The sequence below is a fragment of the Sorangium sp. So ce406 genome, assembly GCF_051474675.1.
Lineage (GTDB): Bacteria > Myxococcota_A > Polyangia > Polyangiales > Polyangiaceae > Sorangium > Sorangium cellulosum_G.
In genome coordinates this window covers 56,693-80,884 of record NZ_CP150340.1, presented here as the reverse complement: position 1 = coordinate 80,884, position 24,192 = coordinate 56,693, and the positions used below count along the sequence as shown (strand labels likewise).

Sequence of the window (24,192 nt, the reverse complement as noted above, 5' to 3'; positions counted from 1 at the left end):
AACAAAAGGCCCACGAGCACGGCCATCAGCCGCGCGAAGCGCACCGACGTGTGAGGCATGCCGTTAATGTAGGCGATGCCAGCGCCCGCCGCTGTTTCCGTTACGTGACGAGCCCGTCAGATCCGCCGTGAGCGCCTGCATCGGAGGGCGAGCCCACCGACGCCAAACAACGCGAGCCAGCCCACATCCGTCTGCCCTCCGAGGCCGCCGGGCGCGCCGGCGGCGAGGCTGCACGCGCTTTCCCGCCGCTTTCCATCGATCGGCCGCCCCCCGGTGCCGTTGCCGACGGGTTGCACCGGGGAGCCGCTCACGCCGCCGCTCGACCCGTTGCCCCCGTTACCGCTGCCGCCCCCCGGCGCCTCACCTTCCCCGGGCTCGCAGCCGTTGGCCGACGCGCGGAGCGCGGCGAGCGCGAGCTTGGCGGCGCCGGTCTCGTCCACGAGGCCAAAGGACGCGTCGTCGCTCACCGCGTCCTGGAAGCCGGCCCAGACCACGCCGGCGATGTCCTTCCGCGCCGACAGGAGATCGAAGGCTGCGGTCAGGTTCGCCGCCTGGCGCTCCTCGCCGACGAGCCCCGTCGCCCACGCCATCCCTGTCACGACGCCCGCGCTCTCGTCCCCCGCCTGCACGGCGACGTCGCGCACCTCGTCCAGATAGCCGGTGATCGCGGCGGGATCGATCTCGCCGAACTGGCTCACGAACATCTGATGACCGACGTAGGTCCACGGATACCGCTCGCCGTAGGTCGCCTCGAGGTCGTCCCAAACGCGCTGGTCGTAGAGCTCGCGCAGGTAATCGACCGGTGGAGACGGCACCTGGGCGTCGTCCGAGACGAGCAGGCCGCCCGTGATCAGCGAGAGCTCGCCGGCGTTGAAGAGCGCCTCGTTGCGGACGCGGATCTGGGCGAGGATCTGCGCGAGCACGCGCGGCAGGACGTAGGTGCAGCCGGCGTTCGCTGGGTCGGCCGCGGCGTCGCGGTTCACCGCGCAGTTCGGCTGACTCCAGATCTCCCAGCGGACGACGTCTCCGGCGAACCGCGTCATGAGCGCCTCTGCCGTGTCGGCGAACTCTTCCACATAGCGGTTGTTGCCGTCCCCGTCGCGGTCGTCGTTCCAGCGGTCCTGTCCTCCCCGGACCGCGCGGTGGGAGAGCAGCCCGAGCGGCTCGAGGCCCGCGTCGAGCACGGCGTCGATGACGGCCTCGTACTCGTCGAGCTTGTCGTCGTCCCACGCGTCGTCACCGTCGAGCTGGAACTCGACGCGCACGGCGCCCGCGCCCGCGCGCGCGAGCTGCTCCACGCGGTCCTCGTCGAGGATCACCTTCCCCGCCTTGACGGCCGCGCCGGGGTCGACGCCATAGAAGCTGCACGGGACGCCCTGCGCTCCCAGCGCGGGCGGCGCGACGAAGAGCGCGGAGGAGGCGGTAAGAGCGACAATGGCTGTACGCATGTTTCGAGGATAGCTGGCGCGCGCACCTCGACCAAGAAACGACCCCGGCAAGAAGCGTCCATGCTAGGGAAACGCGTCGCATGGCTTCCCTGGAACAAGAGATCGAACAAGGGCGGGGACCCGGGCTGGAACTGGACGACGAGCGCGGGCGCGTCGACGTCGCCCCTCCGGACGGCGAGGTGGACGAGGCGGGCGGCGGCGAGCGAGAGGCGCCTCCCGCCCGCAGCTTGCGCGAATGGCTGAGCGGCGCGCCGCTCTCCGGCCGCCTGCACCTCGCGATCGGCCTCGTGCTGCCGGCCGTCCTCCTCGTCGCGAACATGGTGCGGGTGCGCTCGTTCACGATCGACGACGCGTACATTTCGTACCGCTACGCGCGCAATTTCGCCCGGGGCCTCGGGCTCGTCTACAACGCCGGCGAGCGCATCGAGGGGTACACGAACTTCCTCTGGACCGTGCTGCTCGCGGCCGGCATCAAGGTCGGCCTCGACCCCGACGTCCTCGCGAAGGTGCTCGGCGGGCTCGCCGCCTGCGGCTCGCTCGGCGCGCTCTACCTGCTCGCGAACCGGCTGCGCCCGCTCGGCGCGATCCCGTGCATCGCCACGTGGCTGTTCGCGAGCTCGATCGTGCAGAGCGGATATGCCGTCTTCGGCCTGGAGACGCCGCTCTTCGTGCTGCTCGTCCTCGCCGGCACAGAGATGATGTTCCGCGAGCGCGACCGGGGGACCGGCTTCCCGTATTCGGGCCTCGTCTTCGGGCTGGCCGGCCTGACGCGCCCCGAGGCGCCGATGTTCCTCGGCATCCCGATGCTCTTCCTCGGCCTGCGCTTCTTCGGGCGGCAGAACATCCTGCGCGGCGTCGTCTTCGCCGCGCCCATCGCGCTCCACATGCTCTGGCGGCACAGCTACTACGGCACGTGGCTGCCGAACACGCTGAGCGCCAAGACCGGGAGCCTCGCCCAGCAGCTCGCCGGCGGGCGGCACTACATCGGCGAGTACGTCGAGCACACGTGGCCGGTGCTCCTGCTCGCGCTCTTCGGCCTCTGTGTGGCGATCGTCTCGCGGCACCGCGACGCGCTGTGCGTCGGGGCCCTCGCGCTCGCGGTGGCCGGCTACGTGCTCCTCGTCGGCGGCGACTGGATGCCGTTCTACCGCTTCATGAGCCCGTTCGAGCCGTTCTGCTTCCTCCTCGCGGGCCTCGGCGCGCGCTCGCTGCTCGAGCCGATGCTCCCCGCGCTCGCGGCCCGCGCGCAACCGGGACACGCGCGCGCGGGCGCCGGCCTCGCCCTCGCCGCGGGCGCCGGGCTGCTCGTGGCCGGCTGCATCGTCGCGCTGGGCGCCTTCCGGGCGCAGCGGATCGACCGCGCGCAGCACCGGATCCTCGACGACGACAAGCGGTTCTGGGACAGCGCCGCCGGCGGCGCGGCCGCGTGGTTCCTGCAGCACGGCCAGCCCGGCGAGGTCGCGGTGGGCGACATCGGGTACATCGGGTACGCGACCGACTATCCGGTGCTCGACCTGCTCGGGCTGGTCGACCCGGTGATCTCCAAGCTCCCGGGCGGTTACACGCACAAGACCGGCCCTGGCTACGTGCAGCGCGTGTTCGACAAGGCGCCGCGCTACTTCGTGTTCGTCGGCGGCGCCGACACGTGCGACAAGCTCCCGTTCCCGGCGCAGGAGAAGCTCCGCAAGGACCGGCGCTTCCGGGGCGTCTACGACGTCGCCGGCATGGTGCGTCACAGCAAGGACGGCTACTGGTGCATCTTCGAGCGGCGCGCCGATGCGCCGCCGCCCCCCGCGGCCGCCGCCCCCTGAGCGCGGCCGCCCCCCGCGGCGGCCGCGCCCCGAGCGCCGCCGCCGCCCCGCCGGTGCGCGCGACCCCACCATCGCGCCACGCGACCCCACCATCGCGCCACGCGACCCCACCGTCGGTGCGTGAGGTTTGCTAGCATCGCCGCCCCATGCCCTGGCTCTGGTACGTAGGTCCCCTCGCGTTGCTCGTCGTCTGGTACCTGACCGGCTTGCGCGGTCGGCACGAGTCGCGGCGCGACGCCGAGCTCGTGCGGTGGCGCGCGCTGATGACCCCGAAGCCGACCGAGCGCCGGTCCGGGGCGCACGGCCGGAAGACGACCGCCGAGGTCGCCGGCCCGCGTCCGGTGCGCTCCGCGCCGTCCAGCCTCGAGCGGATGCTGCAGGAGACGGGCGGCGGCGGCGTCATCGCCCGGTACGAGCTCGTCCCGAAGCTCGCCTATGTCGCCGTCGTCGGGCCGGACGCGAAGAACGGCAGCGAGTACCAGGTCGTCCTCGCCAAGCTCGCCAAGCCCGCGCCCCGGCTCACCGTGTGCCCGCTGCCCGTCGTCGACGGCAGCCGCGCCCCGAACACGGGCATCCAGTTCAAGAAGGACCCGGAGTTCATGGAGCAGTTCCTCGTCGAGGGGGCCGAGGCGAAGGCCATCGGCCGGTGGCTCTCGACCCGCGCCCGCGATGCGCTGCGCGACTTCCCGGACGCGTGGCTGTTCGTGCAGGACCGCGTCATGGCGCTCGCGGCGTACGGCCCGGTCGACGCGGAGCGCCTGGAGGAGCTCGTGATCGCCGCCGACGCGATCTTCGCGGAGCACGGCAGCGATGGCGCTCCTTCCCTGCTCTTCGAGGGCGACAGCGAGGACGAGGACGACGCTGACGAGGAGGATGACGAAGACGAGGGCGACGAGGACGACGACAGCGACGAGGACGAGGCGCCTGCGTCGGCCCCCGCCGGCTCCGCCAAGCAGGGGGCGCCCGCGTCCGGATCGAGCCGGCCTGCCCCGCGCAGGTCGTAGCGCGCCTCCCCGCGCCGGCCGTCCTCCGGGCGCGCGCGCCGCCCGCAGCGCGCCACGACATCTCCCTTCATCCCCCGCGCACCTCGGCCGATATGCCATCTCGCGGCCGCGGACGGCGCCGTTCGGCGGCCACAGAAGCGCCGAGGCGTGTTAGTCATCGCAGCCGGGCCTGATTGAACGCGAAACCGCTGCTCTCCTCCGCCGTCCTGCTCTCGCTGTGGCTCGCGGCGCCGTCGGCCGCCCCGGCAGAGAAGAACGGTTGGGTCCAATCCCAGGGCTCCCGCGCGGAGCTCGAGCTCGACGTCCTGAGCAAGTCGGCCGACTGGTCCATGGACGACGTCGACGCCGAGGTGAGCACCTTCGGCCTGAGCTTCGCGCTCATCGGCCAGCTCGCGTGGCGCGGCCGGCTCCACCTCGACGCGGAGCTCCCGCTCGCCTACGGCAGCGTCTCCGCCTCGTTCCGGTCGACGCGGCTCGGCGTCGACGAGAGCAGCAGCGCCGGCAGCCTCCTCTTCGGCAACCCCACGCTCGGCGCCCACTACGCGCGCGACCTCTCGCGCAAGCTCGCCGTCTTCCTCGGCGGCTCGCTCTCGCTCCCCGTCCTCAGCGACCCCAACGCCGACGCGCGCGCCACGCTCCAGGCGACGCTCCCGGCGCGCGCCTTCTTCGACCTGCACCGGCTCATCCCCCAGCACTTTCCCATGAGGGTCCGCGGCGGCATCGAGACCGAGCTCGCCACGCGGCTCGTCTACCGCGCGGACGCCGCGGTGATGCTCGCCCTCCCGACCAGCGGGGGCGACACCGAGCTCGTGCTCGAGCAATCGAACGAGCTCGAGCTGCGCACGCAGGGCGCCTTCGGCGGCGGCCTGCGGCTGCAGACGGCGCTGACGCTCACCCAGGAGGACCTCGCGCAGGTCGCGCTGGAGCCGTTCGTCGTCTACGCGCCGGCGAAATCCGCCCTCTACGGCCGGGCCGGGCTGCTCGTCGCGCTCGACCCGTCGCTCGGCTTCGGCCTCGCCGAGGACAAGATCGCCACGCTGCGGCTCGCCGTCGGCCACAGGTTCTGAGCGCGCCCCCCGCCGCCCGTCGTAGGCTGCGCGGACAGGGAGCGCGCGGGCGAAAGGCGGGTGGGGCGGCGATGGGCGAGCATCAGGTCTCCGAGCAGGTGAACGAGGAGCAGCTTCAGGCCTTCATGCGGGCGCTGCTCGACGACGTGGAGGCGCTCGAGCAGCTCCTCCGCGACGACCGCATCGAGTCGGGCGTGCGCCGCATCGGCGCCGAGCAGGAGATGTTCCTGGTCGACCGCGCGCTCCGGCCCGCGCCGCTCGCGCCCGAGGTGCTCGATCGGGCGGCCGACGCCCGGCTCACCACCGAGCTCGCCCGCTTCAACCTGGAGGCGAACCTCTGCCCCTTGCCGTTCGGCGGCGACTGCCTCCGGCGGCTCGAGGCCGAGCTCTCCGACGTCGTCGGCCGGGCCGCCGAGGCCGCGCGGGCCGTCGGCGCCGACGTCCTGCTCGCGGGCATCCTCCCCACGCTGCGCGCCGGCGATCTCCGCCTCGAGAACCTCACGCCGTCGCCGCGCTACCACGAGCTCAACCGCGCGCTCCTCCAGCTCCGCCAGGGCGACTTCCGCGTGTCGATCCACGGGCTCGACGAGCTCGAGATGACGCACGACAACATCCTGCTCGAGGCGTGCAACACGAGCTTCCAGGTCCACCTCCAGGTCGGCGCGCGGGAGTTCGCGCCGCTCTACAACCTGGCCCAGGTGGTGACCGCCCCCGTCCTCGCCGCCGCCGTCAACTCGCCGCTGCTCCTCGGGCAGCGGCTCTGGCACGAGACGCGGATCGCCCTCTTCGAGAGCTCGATCGACACGCGCCCGACCGATCGCGACGTCCGGCAGCACCGGCCGCGCGTGCACTTCGGCGACGGCTGGGTGAGCGAGGGCGCGCTCGAGCTCTTCCGCGAGGACATCGCCCGGTTCCGCGTGATCATGACCGCCGAGACCGGCGAGCCCCCCGCGGCCGTTCTCGCGCGCGGCGAGGTGCCGGACCTCAAGGCCCTGCGCGTCCACAACGGCACGGTCTATCGCTGGAACCGCCCCTGCTACGGCGTCGCGGACGGGGTCGCGCACCTGCGCGTCGAGAGCCGCGCGCTGCCCGCGGGCCCCACGGTCCTCGACGAGGTCGCGAACGCCGCCTTCTTCTTCGGCCTCATGTCCGGCCTCGCCCCCGAGCACCCGCGCGTCGACCTCGAGATGCCGTTCGAGGACGCCAAGGCGAACTTCTTCGCGGCGGCGCGCCACGGCCTCAAGGCGCAGCTCACCTGGTTCGGGCAGAGCCTGCCCGCCGCGGAGCTCGTCCTCTCGCGCCTCCTCCCGGCCGCCCGCGCGGGCCTCTCGGCCGCCGGCATCGACGCGGCGGACGTCGACCGCTACCTCGGCGTCATCGAGGAGCGCGTGCGCCGCGGCCAGACCGGCGCCCAGTGGGCGCTCGGCTCGCTCGCGTCCATGGCCGGGCGCGGCACCCCGGAGATGCAGCACCGCGCGCTCTGCGCCGCGATGCTCGCCCGCCAGCAGGAGGAGGCCCGCGGCGGCGGCGCGGCACGCCCGGTGCACACCTGGGAGCCCGCCGCGCTCGAGCCCGACCTCGACCTCCTGCGCGAGAGCTACCGGACGGTCGGCCAGTTCATGTCGACCGATCTCTTCACGGTGCGCCCCACGGACATCGTCGACTTCGCCGCGAGCGTCATGGACTGGCGCCACGTGCGCCACGTGCCGGTCGAGGACGACCAGGGCCGCCTCGTCGGCGTCGTCTCGCACCGCGCCCTGCTCCGCCTCATCACCCGCGGCGCCGCGGCGCCGAACGGCGCTGCCCCGCCCACGGTCGCGTCCATCATGCGCCCCGATCCGGTGACGATCGCGCCCGAGACGCCGACCCTGGAGGCGATGCGGATCATGCGCGAGCAGCGCGTCGGCTGCCTCCCGGTCGTCGCCGGCGAGCGGCTCGTCGGCATCGTGACCGAGCGCGATCTCCTCGACGTCTCGGCGAGGCTGCTCGAGGCGTTCCTGCGCGATGGATGAGCGGCCGCGCGTGGCGGCGGAGTGAAGAAATCGCGGCGGAGTGAAGAAGGAAACGCAAAGGCGCAAAGGCGCAAAGGCGCAAAGGCGCAAAGACGCAAAGACGCAAAGGCGCAAAGGCGCCATAAGAAGCCGAGACAAGATCTTCTCGAGGTCTTCTACGTCTCTTTACGTCTCTTTACGTCTCTTTACGTCTTTTTGCGCCTTTGCGCCTTCGCGCCTTTGCGTTCTGACTCTTCACTCGCGACCGACCGCTATCCAGAACCGACGCGCGGAGCAGCGCTCCGCGCGCGGCTCACAGGTCGCTGACCTCGGTGCAGGTCATCGCGTCGCCGCGCGCCTGGCAGTCGAGGAGCGTGCCGGTGGTCTTGAAGAAGCCCTGCTTCGAGCGCGTGATCTGGTAGTGCGTCCCGTCGATCTGCCGGATGCTCGTGTAGGCCCCCTGACAGCCGACCGCGCCGAGGCTCGCGAGCATCACCCCGAGAATCAGAGTCTTCTTCATTCGCCAGCCTCCGTGATCTCGACCTCGCTGCACTCCGCCTTGCCCGGCGCATCAGGGCACATCCAGATCGCAGGCATGTTGTTCTTGTGCCCCGTGACATACACGTAGCCCGGGCCGGCCGGCGCCGAGCCCGTGGCCCACGTCGCACACCCGGCCATCGCCGAGGCGCTGCAGACCAGCAAACCGAATTGAATGAATTTCCGCATGGCCCAACACACTATTGAGGTGCGCCGGTGTAGGCCAAATTCACGACAGCGATCGTCCGGCCGTCCTACCTGCATCCTCACGACGCGTGTTCCCCCTCGCGTGTTTCCCGCCGCGCGACGTGCGTTGTCCACGTCGCGCCCCTCCCCGGGCGAGGTTGACACGTCGCGTTAGCCCACCTAAGGGATCTCCGCCCGACCGGCGTGCTCTGGCGAGCCGGGATCCGGGGGACTGCGCGGGGGCGCGCGGGGCAGGCCCGCGGCGGGCTCTCCGGCAGCGGAGGAGTCGGCATGGCTTCAGGCAAGAAGGGCAAGGGCGGCGGCAAGAGCGGGGGGGCGAGCGACGGCAAGGGCGAGGGGGACCGCGTGGCGGTCGTCGCCGGGCTGCGCACGCCGTTCACCAAGGCGGGGACGTCGCTCAAGGCGCTGCGCACCGTCGATCTCGCCACCACGGTGGTCAAGGAGCTCATCCAGCGCAGCGAGGTGAGCCCGCGCGACGTCACGCTGGTCGTCTACGGCCAGGTGGTGCCGACGCTCGACTGGCTCAACATCGCGCGCGAGGTCGTGCTGCGCACGGGCCTGCCCAGGGACATCGACGCTTACAGCGTCTCGCGCGCCTGCGCCACGTCGCTCCAGGCCATGACGAGCGCCGCCGAGGCGATGCTCTCCGGCCAGCACGACGTCGCGATCGTCGGCGGCGCCGACAGCATGAGCGACGTCCCGCTCGGCGTCTCCCGCAAGCTCGCCGGCGCGCTGACCGAGCTCCAGAAGGCCCGGACGCTCGGCGCCCGGCTGCAGATCCTCTCCCGCCTCTCGCTGAAGGACATCGTGCCGCCGGTCCCCGGCTTCTCGCGCGAGCCGACCACGGGCGAGCAGATGGGCGAGGCCGCCGAGAAGATGGCGAAGCAGAACGGCATCTCGCGCGCGGAGCAGGACGCGATCGCGCACCGCTCGCACACGAACGCCGCGCGCGCGTGGCGCGACGGCACGTACGCGGCCGAGGTCATGCACGTGATCCCCCCGCCCTACGACAGGCCTGTCGAGCGCGACAACGTGGTCCGGGACGACTCGACCCTCGAGGCGTACGCGAAGCTGTCGCCGGCGTTCGACAGGCGCCACGGCACCATCACCGCGGGCAACGCGTCGCCGCTCACCGACGGCGCGAGCGCGCTGCTCCTGATGCGCGAGTCCAGGGCCAAGGCGCTCGGCTACCAGCCGCTCGGGTACGTCAAATCGTGGTCCTACGCCGCGGTCGACCCGGGCTGGCAGCTCCTGATGGCGCCGGTCTTCGCCGTGCCGCGGGCGCTCGACAGCGCGGGCCTCTCGCTCGCCGACATGGATCTCGTCGACATGCACGAGGCGTTCGCCGCCCAGGTCGCGTCCAACCTGAAGGCGCTCGCGTCGCCGTCGTTCGCCGCCGACAAGCTCGGCCGGTCCGAGGCCGTCGGCGAGGTCGACCCGGAGAAGCTCAACGTGAACGGCGGCTCGATCGCGCTCGGCCACCCCTTCGCGGCGACGGGGGGGCGCATGGTGCTCTCCACGCTCCGCGAGCTCAAGAAGCGCGGCGGTCAGCACGCGCTCCTCACCGTGTGCGCGGCGGGCGGCCTCGGCGCCGCCGTGGTCCTGGAGGCAGCATGACGACGACGTTCAACCACGCGACGCAGGCGCCCGCGGAGCGCGGCCCGCTCTCCCTCGACGTCCGCGCCGACGGCGTGGCGGTCATCACCTACGATGTCCCGGGCGAGGCGGTCAACACGCTGAAGCCCACGTTCGCCGGCGATCTCGAGCAGATCACGGCCCGGATCGCGGGCGACCCGCTCATCAAGGCGGCCATCCTCGTGTCCGGCAAGGCCGACACATGGATCGCGGGCGCCGACATCGACATGCTGAAGAGCGTCACCACGGCCGCGCAGGCCGAGGCGATCTGCCGCGCGGGCCACGAGGCGGTGCTGCGGATCGTGCGCTCGCCGAAGCCGATCGTCGCAGCGATCCACGGCGCCGCGCTCGGCGGCGGCCTCGAGGTCGCGCTCGCCTGCCACGCCCGCGTGCTGAGCGACGACAGGAAGACGCTGCTCGGCCTGCCCGAGGTGCAGCTCGGCCTGCTCCCCGGCATCAACGGCCTGCAGCGGCTGGCGGAGCGCGCCGGGCTGCAGGCGGCGCTCGACCACGGCCTCACCGGCAAGAACATGCGCCCCTCGAAGGCGCGGCAGCTCGGCGTCGCCGACGACGTGGTCCCCGCGGCGATCCTGCAGGAGACGGCCGCGGCGCTCGCGCTGAAGCTCGCTGCGGCCGGCCCGCCGTTCCGCCCGGCGCCCGCCGCGAAGAAGGGGCCCAAGCTCGACCCCGCCGCGCTCACCCGGGTTGCCCTCGAGCAGAATCCGATCGGTCGGTCTGTACTTTTCCAGCAAGCACAGAAGAAGACGCGGGAGAAAACCGGCGGGCATTATCCGGCGCCCGAGCGGATCATCGAGGTGCTGCGGACCTATGCGGAGCGGGGCTTCGAGGCGTCGAAGGACGTCGAGGCCCGGGCGTTCGGGGAGCTGGTCGTCTCGAGCACGGCGCACCGGCTGATGGAGATCTTCTTCGCGACGACGGCGATGAAGAAGGACACCGGCGTGGACGACCCGTCCGTGCAGCCGAGGAAGGTCGAGAAGATCGCGATGCTCGGCGCCGGCCTGATGGGCGCTGGCATCGCCTATGTCAGCCTGAACGCCGGCATCGCGGTGCGCCTGAAGGACCGCGACGACGTCTCGCTCGGCCGCGGGCTCAAGTACGTGACCGACATCCTCGGCGAGCGGGTGAAGAAGAAGCAGATCACGGCGCTCGAGCGCGATCAGAAGCTCGCGCTGCTCACGACAACGACCGACACCTCGGGCCTGCGGGGCGCCGACCTCGTGATCGAGGCGGTGTTCGAGGATCTGGCGGTGAAGCACGCCGTCGTGCGCGAGGTCGAGGCGAGCGGCAAGGACGACGTCATCTTCGCGTCGAACACGTCGTCGATCCCGATCGCGCGGATCGCGGCCGCGTCGCGGCGTCCGGAGAACGTGGTCGGGATGCATTACTTCAGCCCGGTGCACAAGATGCCGCTGCTCGAGGTCATCCGTACGGACAGGACCTCTCCCGAGGTCGTCGCGACCGCGGTGGCGGTCGGCAAGCGGCAGGGCAAGACGGTGATCGTCGTGAACGATGGAGTCGGCTTCTACACGAGCCGCATCCTCGGTCCATACATGAACGAGGCGAGCTGGCTCCTGGCCGAGGGGGTCGCGATCGAGCAGGTCGACCGTGCGCTCGTCGCGTGGGGCTGGCCGGTGGGCCCGCTGGCGTTGCTCGACGAGGTGGGCATCGACGTGGCCGCGCACGTCGGCCCGATCATGATCGAAGCGTTCGGCGAGCGGCTCGCGCCGCCTCCCACGATGGCCAAGCTGGTCTCCGACGACCGGAAGGGCCGCAAGAACGAGCGCGGGATGTACCTGTACGGCGCGGCGGCGAAGAAGCGGGGCAAGGGGAAGCACGCGGACGAGAGCGTGTACGCCGTGCTCGGCCTGCCGGTGCCGCAGGCGAAGGGCAAGCCGCCGGTGCCAGTCGAGGAGATCCAGATGCGGTGCTCTCTCCAGCTCGTGAACGAGGCGCTGCATTGCCTCGGCGAGGGCATCCTGCGCAGCCCGCGCGACGGCGACATTGGCGCGATCTTCGGCCTCGGCTTCCCGCCTTTCCGCGGCGGCCCGTTCCGTTACGTCGACACCCTCGGCGCCGCGGAGGTGCTCCGCCGCATCGAGGTCTACGAGCGCCGCTTCGGCAAGCGCTGGACGCCCGCCCCGGCGCTCGTCGAGGCGGCCAGGACCGGTAAGCCCTTCTACAACTGAAGAGAGAGAAAGATTTAACGCAAAGGCGCAAAGGCGCAAAGGCGCAAGGAAGAGACAGAGAATTTCTTCCCCTTGCGTCTTTGCGCCTTTGCGTTTCAAATTCTTCATTCTTTCACCACGCGCCGTTGCTCTCGACAACAGCGGCCACGTCGCTGGAGCTCCCGTGGCCCGCGCATTGCTCATCTCCCCGGCGAGGGCAAACCGCGCGGGAGGGGGCCAGTCATGCGGAAGTGCGTTCGCGACGCCGTGGTCGTCATCACCGGGGCGTCCTCGGGTATCGGCAGGGGAGCGGCGATCGCGTTCGCGCGGCGCGGCGCGCGGGTGGTCATCGCCGCACGGAACGCGGCGGCGCTCGAGGAGGTCGCCGCCGAATGCGCGAGCGTCGGCGCGCGGGCGCTCGTCGTGCCCACGGACGTGCGGGACGAGTGCGCCGTCAGGGACCTCGCCCGCGCCGCGTGTGAGGCGTTCGGCCGGATCGACGTCTGGGTGAACAACGCCGCCGTGTTCCTCTACGCGCGCGCGGACGAGGCGCCCTACGAGACCTACCGCCAGGTCATCGAGACGAACCTGCTCGGCTACGTGCACGGGGCGCGCGCCGCGCTGCCCTATTTCCGCAGGCAGGGCGCCGGGGTGCTCATCAACAACGTCTCTGCCCTCGGAAAATTCGGAGCGCCGACCATGAGCGCCTACGTGGCCTCCAAGTTCGGTATCCTCGGCCTCACCTCCTCCCTTCGACAGGAGCTCTCCGGCGCCCCGGACATCCACGTCTGCTCGCTCCTGCCCTCGGCGGTCGACACCCCGATCTACCAGCACGCCGGCAATTACACCGGCCGGGCCGTCCAGCCGATCCCGCCGGTGCTGCGCCCCGAGCAGGTCGTGAAGGCGATGGTCTCGCTCGCCGAGCGGCCGAGGCCCGAGGTGTACGTCGGCGGCGCGGGCCGCTTCACCGCCACGGCGCTCGCCCTCTTCCCGGGGCTCACCGAGCCGGTGATCGCCGCGTACGTGACGAGGGCGACCTTCCTCGACCGCGCGGCGCCCCACACCGACGGCAACATCTTCGAGCCCATGAAGCACTGGAACGGGATCAGCGGCGGATGGCGCTCGACCTCGGGGATCGCCGCGCTCCTCGACGCCGCCCGCGCGGCCGGCCGGCTCGCGCTCGCGGCCTCGTCCGCGGTGATCGAGCGCGTCAGGCCACGATGACATCGCCGCGCTGGCACCTTCCGTACGCGATTCCCCAGCCGTCCTGACGCGTCGCCGTCCCCGGCGTGTCTCCCAACCTCGGGACTCCTGTGACGTGTTCTCCACGGACTACCGGCATGCTGCGCCCACCGAACGATTCAATCGAGATAAGGAGGCGCAACGATGAGCCGTTATGTGGCGCGCACGCTCCGAAGCGATGACTTTTCGACGCTGATGGACCTGGAAGCGGCGCTCTTCGGAGGCGCGGGCGAGGGCGAGCTCGGGCGGTATTACATCCGTCTCTGCTGCGACTTCTTCAGGGACTCCTGCTTCCTGGTCGAGGCCGCGGGCAAGCCCGCCGGCTACCTGCTCTCCTTCGCACGCGGCAAGGAGGTCTATTGCACGACCCTCGCCGTCCTGCCCGAGTACCAGGGCTCGCGCGCGACGCACACGCTGCTCCGCGCGTTCGTCGGGTCGATCCTCGGATGGGCCGAGTCGTGCTGGTTCACCGTCGAGGAGGACAACCACGCCGCGCGGGCGCTCCACGCCATGCTCGGCGCCAAGGAGATCGAGGTCCGCCCCGATTTCTACGGCACCGGACACCCGCGCATCATCTCGCGCATCGATCGCGACGCGTTCCTGGCCCTCAGGGGCCGCTTCGAGCGCGTGGGGCTCATGGATCGCGCCGAGGCGCGCGAGCCGCGCCCGGCGGAGAGCGGCGGGATCGCCGCGGTGGCCTGAGGCGGACCGACCATGACGACCACCGCTCCGCTGGACGACGTCCGCCGCCCCGGGCCGGGCGACCGGCTTTGGACCGAGGCGCTGTCCGTCGCCAGCCGGGTCTCCGGCGTGATGGGCCTCGCGCTCGACACCGCGGTCCGGACCAGCCTTTTGCCCGAGCTGCCCGCCCTGCGCCATCGAGAGAGAGCCCGCCTCCTGCACGGGACCGCGAGGGAGCTCTGCGCGCTCCATGCCCTGCGCGTCCACGTCACCGGCGCCCTCCCCGCGCCGCCCTTCGTGATCGTGGCGAACCACGTCAGCTACCTCGATCCGATCCTCCTCGCCTCGCTCACCCCCTGCACCGCCATCGCGAAGCAGGAGATCGGCGGCTGGCCGATCATCGGCGATCGCGCCCGCGAGCTCGGCGTGCTGCTCGTCGACCGCCGGCGGCCGGAGAGCGGGGCGCGCGTGCTCCGGAGCGCGCTCCGCGCCCTGCGCCACGGCGTCCCGGTGCTGAATTTCCCGGAGGGCTCCACCACCCGGGGAGAGGAGGTCCTCCCCTTCCGCAAAGGCATCTTCGGTGTCGCCCGGATCGCGGGTGTCCCCGTCGTGCCCGCGGCCATCACCTACGACGCGCCCGAGCTCTGCTGGGCCGGCGACGACACCTTCCTTCCTCATTACCTCCGCTTCTCCAGGCGCCGCGAGGCGCGCGCCTGCATCACCTTCGGCCCGCCGCTCGGCGAGCACGGCGGCGCGGCGGACGTCGCGGCGCGCGCCCGCGCGGTGATCCTGGACCTCTTGAATCTGTAGGAGATCTCATGTCGCAACAACGAGCAGCCGCCTACCTGAGGCACGGGCAGACGCCGTTCTTCCGCCTCCCGACCGCGGCTTTCCAGGAGTCCGGCGCCTCGGCCTACGCCGGCGCCGACGCGGTAATCCTCGGGGTCCCGTGGGATGGGAGCGTCACGTACCGTCCGGGCACGCGGTTCGCCCCCTACGAGCTGCGCCGCGTGAGCGCGCTCGTGCAGTCGTATCACCCCGGCCACCGCGTCGACGTGTTCCGCACGCTCACCGTGCTCGACGGCGGCAACGTGCCTTTCCCCCCGTTTCACGCCGACTCCGTGCGCGAGCAAGTCCAGGCCTCGGTCGACGAGGTGCTCTCCGCCGGCGCGATCCCGTTCGTCGTCGGCGGCGATCACTCCATCGCGCTCCCGGTGCTCCGCGCGCTCTCTCGCCGCCACGGCCCGGTCGCGGTCGTCCACGTGGACGCGCACCTCGACACAAGCACCTCGGAGGTGTGGGGAGAGCCGTTCCACCACGGCACCCCGTTCCGCAATGCGATCGATGAGGGGCTGATCGGCCGGGGCGATCTCCATCAGGTCGGCGTGCGCGCGACGTGGGGCCACCCGGAGGAGGGCGCCTTCGCGGCGCACGCCGGGGCGACCCTCTACAGCATGGACCGGATCGACTGGGACGGCGCTCCCGCGGTCGCGGCCGCCATCAAGGCTGCTGTCGGCGAGGCGCCCGTCCACGTGTCCTTCGACATCGACGGGATCGACCCGGCCTACGCCCCGGGCACCGGCACGCCCGTGCCCGGCGGGCTCAGCGCACGCGAGGCGATCCAGCTCCTCCGCGGCCTCGCGGGGATCAACCTGGTGGGCATGGATCTCGTCGAGGTGTGCCCCGCGCTCGACCACGCCGACATCACCCTTCATCTCGGCGCGCACCTCCTGTTCGAGGGCCTCGCCCTCGCCGCGATGAAGAAGGGCAATCTGAGCGTCGGGCAGAGCGTCAGGCAGAGCGCTCAGGGCCAGGGCGGCCAGAACGCGAGCCAGAGCGCGAGCCCGAGCGCGCTCAGCGCTCGTCGGACCTGAAGCGCATGACCTGAATCTCACGAAGCCGACGATGGCGGCCAAGCTGACGAGGACGACGGCGAGGAGGACGAGAACGAAGGCGACGAGAGGGAGAACAGAACCGCCCCGAAGCGCAGCGCGGCGGCTCAATGCGCTGGCGCCAGTCGCCACTCCGGTGTCACATCAGAGACACTGGAATGACACGATCGCCCGCTCTCTCCGGCCGCTATGCCGAGCTTCTGCACCTGGACGACGCCTGGACGCGCCTCGCGCGCGCTCACGGCGGACGGGAGATGACGGTCGGGACGTCCGCCGATGGGAAGCCGCTGCGGCGGTTCGATTTCGGCGATCCGCTGGGCCCGACGTTCCTGCTGACGTCGCTCATGCACGGGATCGAGGTGATCGGCGGGCTCGCGCTGCTCGATGCGGTCCGGTCGATCCTGGCGAGCGGAAGGGCGGGCGCCGCGGCGCGCGCGCGGCTCGTCGTGTTGCCGGTGGTCAACCCCGACGCGTTCGCCGAGAACCTGGATCGCCTCCGCGGCGAGCGGCTGGCGTCGCAGCGGTGCAATGCCCGCGGCGTGGACCTGAACCGGAACTTCGCGCCGCTGTCCCCGTCGCGGCCGCTGCACCCGTTCGCGGGCTCGCGGCTCCGGTGGTCGCCGCACTACACAGGTCCCCACGCGTTCTCGGAGCCCGAGTCGCGCGCCGTGCGCGACGTCGCGCTGGAGACGAGGCCCGCGCTCGCGCTCGGCTTTCATAGCTGCGGCAACCTCCTGCTCTATCCCTGGGCGCACACCGACGCGCCCAACCCGCGCGGGCCGCTCTACCGGGCGCTCGGCGACGCCTTCTGCCGCGCGCTGCCGCGCGATCGGTACGAGGTGCGGCAGGCGGCGCACTGGTACCCGACGATCGGCGACATGGACGACTGGCTGGACGCCAACCTGGGCACCCTCGCCCTCACGGTGGAGGTCAGCCGTCCCGCCCGCTCCTTCCGCGATCTCCCCCGGCTGCTCAACCCGTTCTGGTGGCTGAACCCGCGCGAGGCCGACGAGGCGATCGACAACGTGGTCCCCGGCGTGGGCGCGCTCCTCTGCGACGCGCTCGACCGCGGCGTGGGCAGGGCGGCCCCGCAGCCCGACGCGGCGCCGGCGGAGCTCCTGGCAGACGCCGCGGAGTGACGCGCCCGGCGCGCGCTCCCGCGGTCCACCGTGCGCCGGAGAGCGCGCAGTCCGGCACATCCGCGCGCGCTCTCCGGGGCGCGGTGGACCGCCGCCCCGCGCTGGCCGGAGGGGAGCCGACGGCGATCGCTGTCGAATAGTGCCAGTCCCGCGCGTGGCATCCACTATCCTTCCGGGTGTGAGCGCCGCCTCATCCCGCATGCCGACGACCCTCCGGGTCAGCCCGAGCGCGGCGGAAGGACCGGCCAGCGCGGACGAGTCCGACATCTGGCAGCACGTCGCGGGGGAGGTCGTCGACGGCAAGTACCGGCTCCTCCGGCCGCTCGGGCGCGGGGGCATGGCCGAGGTCTGGCTCGCCGTCCACGTCACGCTCAAGACCGAGCTCGCCATCAAGTTCCTCAGCCTCGCGCTCACCGGCGACCCGGATCGGTGCCGCACCGTGCTCGAGCGGTTCCGCTTCGAGGCGCAGATCTCGGCCCGCCTGGGCGCGCGCACGCGGCACATCGTCGCCGTGCACGACGCCGGCATCCACGACGACGTCCCCTACCTGGTGATGGAGTACATCCGGGGGCGGACGCTGTTCGCCGAGCTGAACGAGAAGGGGCCGATCGATCCGGGCCGCTTCGCGGACGTGCTCGATCAGATCGCTGACGCGCTCACGGTCGCGCACGACATGGGCATCGTCCACCGCGACCTCAAGCCGTCCAACGTGATGCTCCTCGACGAGCCCGGCGCGGCGCTCACCGTGAAGGTCGCGGATTTCGGCATCGCCAAGGCGCTGCACGGCAACCTCGGCCTCGATCGGCCGCGCGAGACGGACGCCGACGTGATGCTGGGCTCGCCGAACTACATGAGCCCGGAGCAGCTCGCCACGCCGCTCTCGGTCGACGCGCGGGCCGACATCTGGGCGCTCGGCGTGCTCGCCTACGAGGTGCTGACGGACTGGCCGCCCTTCCAGGGCAACACGATCGCCGAGCTCATCGTCGCGGTGAGCACGCGCGATTTCGAGCCCGTCACCAAGGTCCGGCGGTCGCTCCCTCAGGGGCTCGACGGCTGGTTCACGCGCGCCCTCGCGAAGGATGCGGCGCAGCGGTTCGCCTCGATCCGCGAGATGGTCCAGGCCTACCGCGCCGCGCTCTCGGCGCCGCCGCCGCCGCCGCCCGAGCCGCCCGCGGAGGTCCCGCTGGCGCGGCGGCCGGCGGCGATGGTCGCGGTGGCGGTGGCGTGCCTCGGCACGCTCGTGGGCGCGACCGCGCTCGCGTGGAGCCTGCTCGACCCGCCGCGCGCGGATCGCCCTGCGCGGCGCCTGTCCCCCGCCCTGCGCGGCGCGCTCCAGGAGGTCGCGCTGCGCCCGCCGCCGCCGCGACCGCCGCAGCAGCCGCCTGGCGCGGCGGGGCAGCCTGCCGAGGCTCCGACCGAGGAGTCCGCTCCGCCCGCCCCGGCGGCCGCGCCTGGGCAGCCGCGCGGGGCCCAGCCCCGTCCCGCCGGTGGCGGGGCAGCTCCCCGCGCGACGGCGACGGCCGCGCCCTCGTCGCCGCCCCCGCCCCCCGCGTCCCGGCGCCGCAAGGAGATCGACAAGAGTGAGATCCTTTGAGCGACAGCTCCTCACGCTCTGCACCGCCGCCCTGCTCGCGGCGGCGCCGGCGCCTGCGCTCGCCGCCGGGGCCGAGGAGGACGCGAAGACGCTGTTCGCCCGCGGCCGCGAGCTGCGGGGCGCCGGCCAGTGCGAGCAGGCGATCATCGCCTTCCGGAGCGCGCTGGAGATCTACCCCGAGGGGCTCGGCGCCCTGCGGAACATCGCCGAGTGCGAGGAGGCGCTCGGCCTCTATGCCTCGGCGCGGCGCGACTGGTGGGATCTCCGGCGCGCCGCGCTCCAGTCCACCGAGGCGAAGTACGCGGGGTGGAGCGAGGACGCCGAGCTCCGCTACCGGGCGCTCGGCAGCAAGGTCGGGACGTTGACCCTGAAGGTGCAGGGCGCCGAGGGGCGGCAGGTCCAGGTGGCGCTGGACGGCAAGCCCCTCGACCCAAGGCTCCTCGGCGTCGAGCTCGAGCGCGATCTCGGCGCGCACACGGTCGAGCTGTTCTACGGCGGCGCCGCGCCGCTCACGGAGCGGGTCGAGCTCACGCCGGGCGCCCAGCGGGTCGTCACGCTCACCGTGCCCCCGCCGATCACGGCGCGCGACGCGCCCGCCGCCCCGGGCGCGCCCGCCCCGCCGCCGTCTTCCAGCGCCGTGCGCACGGGCGGCTACGTCGCGCTCGGCGTCGGCGGCGCGGGCGCGATCGCGACCGTGGTCGCGCTGGCGGTGCGCGCCGGCGCGGTGTCCGCGGTCGAGGAAGGCTGCTCCCCGGCCGGCGACGGCGCGTACGTGTGCCCGCCGTCGCTCCAGGGGGACTACGACACGGGCAGGACCGCCTCGACGCTCGCCGGCGTCTTCGCCGGCGTCGGGCTCGTCGGCATCGGCGCCGGCGTGACGCTGCTCCTGCTGAGCCCTCCCGGCCCCGCGTCGGCGGCGCAAGGCGCGCCCGCGTCCGCGGCGCGAGGCGCGCTGCAGTCGGCCGAGCTCTCGCTCGCGCCGTGGCCGGGCGGCCTCGGCTCGCGCCTGCGCGTGAGGTTCTGACGTCGTCGCGCGAGCGCGCGCAGCGCCCCGGCGCGGCGGGCCGAGCGCCCTCGACGCGCGCGCGGCGCGTCCACGCCGCGCGCGCGCAGCGGCGTCCGTGACGCGCGGGTCGGGCGCGGGCCTTGCCTCGTCCTGCCGCGAACAGGAGCTGACGTCTGCGCGTGCACAGGGCGCACTGCCCTCTCGAGCCGCGCCCTGACGAGGTCGCGCGCCGCGCGGCGGCGTGAGGCAGCGCTCGCCGGCGGCGGAGGAGCTCGTCGGCCCTCGCAGGCGGGCTGACCCAGTGTCCGGAGGGGAGGAGTGGTGCCATGACGATGCTCGAACCGATCTCCGAGGTGCCGCCGCTGGCCGAGCGAGCCCGGCCCGGCAAGACCAGAGGACCGGCGCAGCGCTGGCTCTCCACGCTCGGCGGCAGCGCCCTCGTGGCGTACGGGCTCGCGCGCCGCAGCGTGCCCGGCCTGCTGCTCGCGCTCGCGGGCGGCGCGCTGATCCAGCGCGGCGTCTCGAGCGGCGAGAGGCCGGCCCGCTCGCCCGACGATCGCGCCGCGCCGCGCGCGCCGCTGCTCCGCGTCGGCCAGCGCGCCGGCCGCCTGATCGGCGCGCTGGCGCCCGCGACGACGCGCGTCTCGCGCTCGGTGACCATCGCGCGGCCCGCGGACGAGCTCTACCAATTCTGGCGTAATTTCGAGAACTTGCCGCGCTTCATGGAGCACCTCACGCGCGTGGAGGTCATCGACGGCAGGCGCTCCCTGTGGACGGCGAGGGCCCCCGGCGGCGGGTCGGTGTCCTGGCAGGCGGAGATCATCGACGTCCGGGAGAACCAGCTCATCGCGTGGCGGTCCCGCGAGCCGGCGGACATCCACAACGCGGGCTCGGTGCGGTTCATCCCGGCGCCTGGCGGCCGCGGCACCGAGGTCCACGTGACGATCGACTACGCGGCGCCGGCCGGCGCGCTCGGCCGGGCGGTCGCGAAGATCTTCGGCGAGGAGCCGGATCAGCAGCTCCGGGACGACCTCCGCCATTTCAAGCAGCTCATGGAGGCGGGCGAGATCCCGACGATCGAGGGGCAGCCCAGCGGCCGCAGGTCGGCCGTGCTGAGGGGGTGAGGCGTATGCGCGCGCTCTGCTGGAACGGGGTGAACGATCTCCGCGTCGAGACGGTGCCGGATCCGCGGATCCTCGCGCCGCACGACGCCATCGTCCGCGTCCGCATGTCGTCCGTGTGCGGCTCCGATCTGCACCTGCTCGACGGGTATGTGCCCACGATGAAGAAGGGGGACATCCTCGGCCACGAGTTCATCGGCGAGGTCGTCGACGTCGGCCCCGACGTGAGCAAGCTGAAGAGGGGTGATCGCGTGGTCGTCTGCTCGATCGTCGGCTGCGGGCGCTGCTTCTACTGCGAGCACGAGCTCTGGTCGCTCTGCGACAACTCGAACCCGGGCCACGCCGTGCTCGACGAGGCCTACGGCGACACGACCGCGGCGATCTTCGGCTACAGCCACGCGTTCGGCGGCATCGCCGGCAGCCACGCCGAGTACGTCCGCGTCCCGTTCGCCGACCAGGGCGCCTTCAAGGTCCCCGACGGGGTCCCGGACGAGCGCGCGCTGTTCGTGTCCGACGCCTTGCCGACGGGCTACATGGGCGCGGACCTGTGCGGGATCCGCCCCGGCGACGTGATCGCGGTCTGGGGCGCCGGCGCCGTCGGGCTGATGGCGATCCTCAGCGCCTACCTGCTCGGCGCGGAGCGGGTGATCGCCATCGACCGGATCCCCGAGCGCCTCCGGCTGGCCAGGGAGCGCGGCCGCGCGGAGGTGCTCGACTGCGACGAGGTCGACGTGCACGAGGCGCTCCGCGACATGACGGGGGGCCGCGGCCCTGACGCGTGCATCGACGCGGTCGGGATGGAGGCGCACGGGAGCGGCCTCGAGTACGCCTACGACCGCGCCAAGCAGGCGATGCGGCTCGAGACGGATCGTCCGATCGCGCTGCGCCAGGCGATCATGGCGTGCCGCAAGGGGGGCACGGTGTCGATCGTCGGCGCCTATGGCGGCTTCATCGACAAGTTCCCGCTCGGCGCGGCCATGAACAAGGGCCTCGTCTTCCGGATGGGGCAGCAGCACGGGCAGCGCTACATGCCGCGCCTGCTCGAGCACATCGAGCGCGGCGAGATCGATCCCTCGTTCCTCGTGACGCACCCGATGCGCCTCGAGGACGGCCCGCGCGGATACCAGCTCTTCAAGAAGAAGCAGGACGGCTGCGTGCGCGTCGTCTTCACGCCGGCGGCCACGGCGAGCGCCTGATCCGGCGCGGCAGCGCGACGATCGGCGCCGCGCGCCGTGACACGCCGCCTCTGCCGCACTCGGACGAGCTCATCGTCACGCCGGTGCGCGGGGACGGATCTCGCCCGCGCGCGGCGCCCGCTGGCGCGCGGCGCTGAGCTTGTCTTTCCGCCCCGGGGCGCTACCCCTTCTCGAGGCGAAAACGCGCGAGACGCAGAGGTCGAGATGAGCTCACGACGAAACAAGATCCTTGGTTCGGTTGCAGGGAGCGGCGCGGTCGCCGTGCGCGGGGCGGCAGAGGCGCTGTTCTCGACGGCGGGCAAGGGGCTCCTCGACGAGGGCGCGCGGGAAGGCCTGCGGCGCGCGATGGTCGAGAACACCACGGCGGTCGTGGACGCGTTCGCGCCGGGGCTCTCGCTGGGCTCGCAGGCGACGGCGGCGGCGAAGATCATCGTCGATCAGGGCGGCAAGCAGGCGGGCGCGCTCGTCGTCCACGAGGCGGCGCGGCAGGCCGGCCAGGCGGCGCTCGCCGACGGCGCGTCCGCTGCGGCGGCCAAGGCGCTCGCCCGCGAGGCGATGAAGACCGCCGGCCGGGAGGTCCTGAAGGGCGCGGGCAAGGCGGCCGGGATCGGGTTCGTCATCGAGGGCGCCTTCGGCGCGTACGAGGGGATCACGGCCTACCAGCGAGGCCAGATGACCAGGAAGGAAGCGCTCGCGCACGCGGCCCAGGAGGCCTCGACGGGCGCGGTCGCGACCGGCGCCGGCGTGCTGCTCGCGGCGGGCCTCGTCGCGGTGACGGGCGGCGCGGCGGCGCCCCTCGTGTTCGCCGTGGGGGCGGGCGGGGCGATCGGCGCGAAGCAGATCCTGCGCCGGCTCATCGGCCGCGCATCCGCGAAGGTCCAGGTCCCCGCCGGTTCCGACGGATCCCAGGCCGGGTGAGGCCAGGAGGGTCGCGTGAGCTCCCGACAGGCGCTCTCGCGACGCGACAGGCCCGCTGACCTCCTCTGCTTCCGCGCCAGCGCAGGACGAGCCTCGTGACGCGCGGGGTCGACGGCTTTCGCCGGACCGCTCGCTGACATACATAATCCTCATGCGACGACGCGTCCCGAGGCGATCGTTCCTGCGCTTCGGCGGGGCGGCGGTCGCGACGCTGGCCCTGCCGTTCTCCCTGATCTTCTCGCGAAGGACGCGGTCCCGGGCGGTCGGCCGGTTCGGGCCGCTCGAGCGCGATCCCGCGGGCATCCTCGATCTTCCGCCGGGCTTCACTTACCGGATTCTCGAGCGCGCCGGCGCCGACATGGACGACGGCTATCGGGTGCCCGGCCGACCGGACGGAATGGGGTGCTTTCCTGGACCCGACAGCACCGTCGTCCTGCTCAGGAATCACGAGAACGGGCCGGCGGACAGGGCGATCGGCCCTTACAAATCGGGCCAGAGCGCGCCGGCGGAGGCGTACGACGCCGCCAGCATGGGCGGCGTCACGCGGCTCGTGCTCGACGCGGCGACGTTCGAGCGCCGCTCGAGCAACCTCGTGCTCGCCGGCACCAACCGGAACTGCGCGGGCGGCCTGAGCCCCTGGGGCTGGCTCACCTGCGAGGAGAACGTCGACGCGCGCCACGGCTACGTCTTCGTGTGCCCGGCGACCGCGTCGCGGGTGGCGCCGCCGCAGCGCCTGACGGGCTACGGCCGCTTTTACCACGAGGCGGCGGTCGTCGATCCTGCGACGAGCGTCGCGTACCTGACCGAGGATCGCACGGACGGCTGCTTTTACCGCTTCAAGCCTGCGGACCCCGCGGCGCCGTTCCAGGGCAAGCTCCAGGCGCTCGGCGTCGTCGGGGAGCGCGGCGTCGACACCTCGGACTGGGCTCCGAGGGATCCGCGCGCGATCGCGTGGGTGGACATCGACGATCCCGATCCGAAGGACGACACGGTCCGGAAGCAGGCCCGGGCCAAGGGGGCCGCCGTCTTCCGGCGCGGCGAGGGCATCTGCCTCTCGCAAGGCGCCGTGTACTTCAGCGCGACGACCGGCGGCCCGGCCGGCGCCGGGCAGATCTTCCAGGTGGTCCCCGAGGGAGACGGCGGCACGATCGAGCTCCTCGCGCACGCGACCGATCGGGACGCGCTGGACATGCCCGACAACATCACCGTCGCTCCCTGGGGCGAGCTCTTCCTCGTGGAGGACGGCCCGCTCGGGAACTTCGTCCGAGGCCTGACCGTGGACGGGCAGGTCTTCGACTTCGCGCACAACGCGCGGAGCCTCGGCGAGCTCGCCGGCGTGTGCTTCTCGCCCGACGGCAGGGCGCTGTTCCTGAACATGCAGGAAGACGGCCTCACGCTCGCCGTGACGGGCCCGTTCCCCGGCGTCGCCGCCGGTCCCGGCGGCCCGCCCGCGCCGGGCGCCGGCTAGCGCGCCAGGGCGGCGCCCGCGCCGGGCTCCGGCCAGCGCGTCAGGGCGG

General features: G+C 72.7%; 20 protein-coding genes. 17 read left to right on the top strand and 3 right to left on the bottom strand.

Annotated elements, in window-relative coordinates; translation table 11 throughout:
- Positions 1-116 precede the first annotated feature (116 nt).
- Complete coding sequence (locus WME96_RS00300; protein ID WP_437288186.1) at positions 117-1,448, bottom strand: hypothetical protein; 1,332 nt, start codon at positions 1,446-1,448, stop codon at positions 117-119.
- Positions 1,449-1,528: 80 nt separating this feature from the next.
- Between WME96_RS00300 and WME96_RS00295 the strand changes: the two genes are divergently transcribed.
- The 4 genes from WME96_RS00295 to WME96_RS00280 all read left to right on the top strand — a co-directional run bounded on the left by WME96_RS00295 (position 1,529) and on the right by WME96_RS00280 (position 7,342).
- Positions 1,529-3,259, top strand: coding sequence for a hypothetical protein (locus WME96_RS00295; RefSeq protein WP_437288185.1), 1,731 nt, complete (start codon positions 1,529-1,531; stop codon positions 3,257-3,259).
- 146 nt (positions 3,260-3,405) lie between these two features.
- Entirely contained in the window at positions 3,406-4,263 is an 858-nt protein-coding gene (locus WME96_RS00290; RefSeq protein ID WP_437288184.1) for a hypothetical protein, read from the top strand.
- Positions 4,264-4,436: 173 nt separating this feature from the next.
- A complete protein-coding gene (locus WME96_RS00285) occupies positions 4,437-5,330 on the top strand; it encodes a hypothetical protein (RefSeq protein WP_437288183.1) in 894 nt (297 codons plus the stop codon).
- A gap of 71 nt (positions 5,331-5,401) precedes the next feature.
- Positions 5,402-7,342: a CBS domain-containing protein gene (locus WME96_RS00280; protein ID WP_437288182.1), complete on the top strand. Its 1,941-nt coding sequence runs from the start codon at positions 5,402-5,404 to the stop codon at positions 7,340-7,342.
- A gap of 292 nt (positions 7,343-7,634) precedes the next feature.
- Here the strand turns inward: WME96_RS00280 and WME96_RS00275 are convergent, their stop codons facing one another.
- Entirely contained in the window at positions 7,635-7,841 is a 207-nt protein-coding gene (locus tag WME96_RS00275; protein WP_437288181.1) for a hypothetical protein, read from the bottom strand.
- Positions 7,838-8,047, bottom strand: coding sequence for a hypothetical protein (locus WME96_RS00270; protein ID WP_155798347.1), 210 nt, complete (start codon positions 8,045-8,047; stop codon positions 7,838-7,840). The genes WME96_RS00275 and WME96_RS00270 overlap by 4 nt, the downstream gene beginning before the upstream one ends.
- A gap of 288 nt (positions 8,048-8,335) precedes the next feature.
- On the opposite strand from WME96_RS00270, the gene fadI reads away from it, so the two are divergent.
- The 13 genes from fadI (at position 8,336) to WME96_RS00205 (ending at position 24,143) form a co-directional block, all read left to right on the top strand.
- On the top strand, positions 8,336-9,682 hold the full coding sequence (gene fadI, locus WME96_RS00265) for an acetyl-CoA C-acyltransferase FadI (protein ID WP_437288180.1): 1,347 nt from the start codon (positions 8,336-8,338) through the stop codon (positions 9,680-9,682).
- On the top strand, positions 9,679-11,907 hold the full coding sequence (gene fadJ, locus WME96_RS00260; protein WP_437288179.1) for a fatty acid oxidation complex subunit alpha FadJ: 2,229 nt from the start codon (positions 9,679-9,681) through the stop codon (positions 11,905-11,907). Before fadI ends, fadJ begins: the two co-directional genes overlap by 4 nt.
- Positions 11,908-12,129: 222 nt before the next feature.
- Positions 12,130-13,110, top strand: coding sequence for an SDR family oxidoreductase (locus WME96_RS00255; protein WP_437288178.1), 981 nt, complete (start codon positions 12,130-12,132; stop codon positions 13,108-13,110).
- A gap of 162 nt (positions 13,111-13,272) precedes the next feature.
- A complete protein-coding gene (locus WME96_RS00250; RefSeq protein ID WP_433932581.1) occupies positions 13,273-13,830 on the top strand; it encodes a GNAT family N-acetyltransferase in 558 nt (185 codons plus the stop codon).
- 12 nt (positions 13,831-13,842) lie between these two features.
- Complete coding sequence (locus WME96_RS00245; RefSeq protein ID WP_437288177.1) at positions 13,843-14,619, top strand: lysophospholipid acyltransferase family protein; 777 nt, start codon at positions 13,843-13,845, stop codon at positions 14,617-14,619.
- Positions 14,620-14,627: 8 nt separating this feature from the next.
- On the top strand, positions 14,628-15,683 hold the full coding sequence (gene speB, locus WME96_RS00240; RefSeq protein ID WP_437288176.1) for an agmatinase: 1,056 nt from the start codon (positions 14,628-14,630) through the stop codon (positions 15,681-15,683).
- Between the two features lie 176 nt (positions 15,684-15,859).
- The gene (locus WME96_RS00235) at positions 15,860-16,840 is read left to right on the top strand and encodes a M14 family metallopeptidase (protein WP_437288175.1); all 981 of its coding nucleotides are present in this window, start codon (positions 15,860-15,862) and stop codon (positions 16,838-16,840) included.
- A 178-nt stretch (positions 16,841-17,018) separates the two neighbouring features.
- Positions 17,019-18,434: a serine/threonine-protein kinase gene (locus WME96_RS00230; RefSeq protein WP_437288174.1), complete on the top strand. Its 1,416-nt coding sequence runs from the start codon at positions 17,019-17,021 to the stop codon at positions 18,432-18,434.
- Positions 18,421-19,458, top strand: coding sequence for a tetratricopeptide repeat protein (locus WME96_RS00225; RefSeq protein WP_437288173.1), 1,038 nt, complete (start codon positions 18,421-18,423; stop codon positions 19,456-19,458). Before WME96_RS00230 ends, WME96_RS00225 begins: the two co-directional genes overlap by 14 nt.
- A gap of 308 nt (positions 19,459-19,766) precedes the next feature.
- Complete coding sequence (locus WME96_RS00220; protein ID WP_437288172.1) at positions 19,767-20,564, top strand: SRPBCC family protein; 798 nt, start codon at positions 19,767-19,769, stop codon at positions 20,562-20,564.
- A 5-nt stretch (positions 20,565-20,569) separates the two neighbouring features.
- Complete coding sequence (locus WME96_RS00215; RefSeq protein ID WP_437288171.1) at positions 20,570-21,757, top strand: zinc-dependent alcohol dehydrogenase; 1,188 nt, start codon at positions 20,570-20,572, stop codon at positions 21,755-21,757.
- A gap of 204 nt (positions 21,758-21,961) precedes the next feature.
- Positions 21,962-22,675, top strand: a complete 714-nt coding sequence (locus WME96_RS00210; RefSeq protein ID WP_437288170.1) for a hypothetical protein — start codon at positions 21,962-21,964, stop codon at positions 22,673-22,675.
- 151 nt (positions 22,676-22,826) lie between these two features.
- Positions 22,827-24,143, top strand: coding sequence for an alkaline phosphatase PhoX (locus tag WME96_RS00205; RefSeq protein WP_437288169.1), 1,317 nt, complete (start codon positions 22,827-22,829; stop codon positions 24,141-24,143).
- Positions 24,144-24,192: the final 49 nt, after the last annotated feature.

What these genes read in the sequence shown, in the direction of transcription:
- WME96_RS00290 (WP_437288184.1), top strand. Translation starts at nt 3,406, where the DNA reads ATGCCCTGGCTCTGGTACGTAGGTCCCCTCGCGTTGCTCGTCGTCTGG.
- WME96_RS00220 (WP_437288172.1), top strand. Translation starts at nt 19,767, where the DNA reads ATGACGATGCTCGAACCGATCTCCGAGGTGCCGCCGCTGGCCGAGCGA.
- WME96_RS00280 (WP_437288182.1), top strand. Translation starts at nt 5,402, where the DNA reads ATGGGCGAGCATCAGGTCTCCGAGCAGGTGAACGAGGAGCAGCTTCAG.
- WME96_RS00245 (WP_437288177.1), top strand. Translation starts at nt 13,843, where the DNA reads ATGACGACCACCGCTCCGCTGGACGACGTCCGCCGCCCCGGGCCGGGC.
- WME96_RS00215 (WP_437288171.1), top strand. Translation starts at nt 20,570, where the DNA reads ATGCGCGCGCTCTGCTGGAACGGGGTGAACGATCTCCGCGTCGAGACG.
- fadI (WP_437288180.1), top strand. Translation starts at nt 8,336, where the DNA reads ATGGCTTCAGGCAAGAAGGGCAAGGGCGGCGGCAAGAGCGGGGGGGCG.
- WME96_RS00255 (WP_437288178.1), top strand. Translation starts at nt 12,130, where the DNA reads ATGCGGAAGTGCGTTCGCGACGCCGTGGTCGTCATCACCGGGGCGTCC.
- speB (WP_437288176.1), top strand. Translation starts at nt 14,628, where the DNA reads ATGTCGCAACAACGAGCAGCCGCCTACCTGAGGCACGGGCAGACGCCG.
- WME96_RS00205 (WP_437288169.1), top strand. Translation starts at nt 22,827, where the DNA reads ATGCGACGACGCGTCCCGAGGCGATCGTTCCTGCGCTTCGGCGGGGCG.
- WME96_RS00210 (WP_437288170.1), top strand. Translation starts at nt 21,962, where the DNA reads ATGAGCTCACGACGAAACAAGATCCTTGGTTCGGTTGCAGGGAGCGGC.
- WME96_RS00250 (WP_433932581.1), top strand. Translation starts at nt 13,273, where the DNA reads ATGAGCCGTTATGTGGCGCGCACGCTCCGAAGCGATGACTTTTCGACG.
- fadJ (WP_437288179.1), top strand. Translation starts at nt 9,679, where the DNA reads ATGACGACGACGTTCAACCACGCGACGCAGGCGCCCGCGGAGCGCGGC.
- WME96_RS00275 (WP_437288181.1), bottom strand. Translation starts at nt 7,841, where the DNA reads ATGAAGAAGACTCTGATTCTCGGGGTGATGCTCGCGAGCCTCGGCGCG.
- WME96_RS00270 (WP_155798347.1), bottom strand. Translation starts at nt 8,047, where the DNA reads ATGCGGAAATTCATTCAATTCGGTTTGCTGGTCTGCAGCGCCTCGGCG.
- WME96_RS00295 (WP_437288185.1), top strand. Translation starts at nt 1,529, where the DNA reads ATGGCTTCCCTGGAACAAGAGATCGAACAAGGGCGGGGACCCGGGCTG.
- WME96_RS00235 (WP_437288175.1), top strand. Translation starts at nt 15,860, where the DNA reads ATGACACGATCGCCCGCTCTCTCCGGCCGCTATGCCGAGCTTCTGCAC.
- WME96_RS00300 (WP_437288186.1), bottom strand. Translation starts at nt 1,448, where the DNA reads ATGCGTACAGCCATTGTCGCTCTTACCGCCTCCTCCGCGCTCTTCGTC.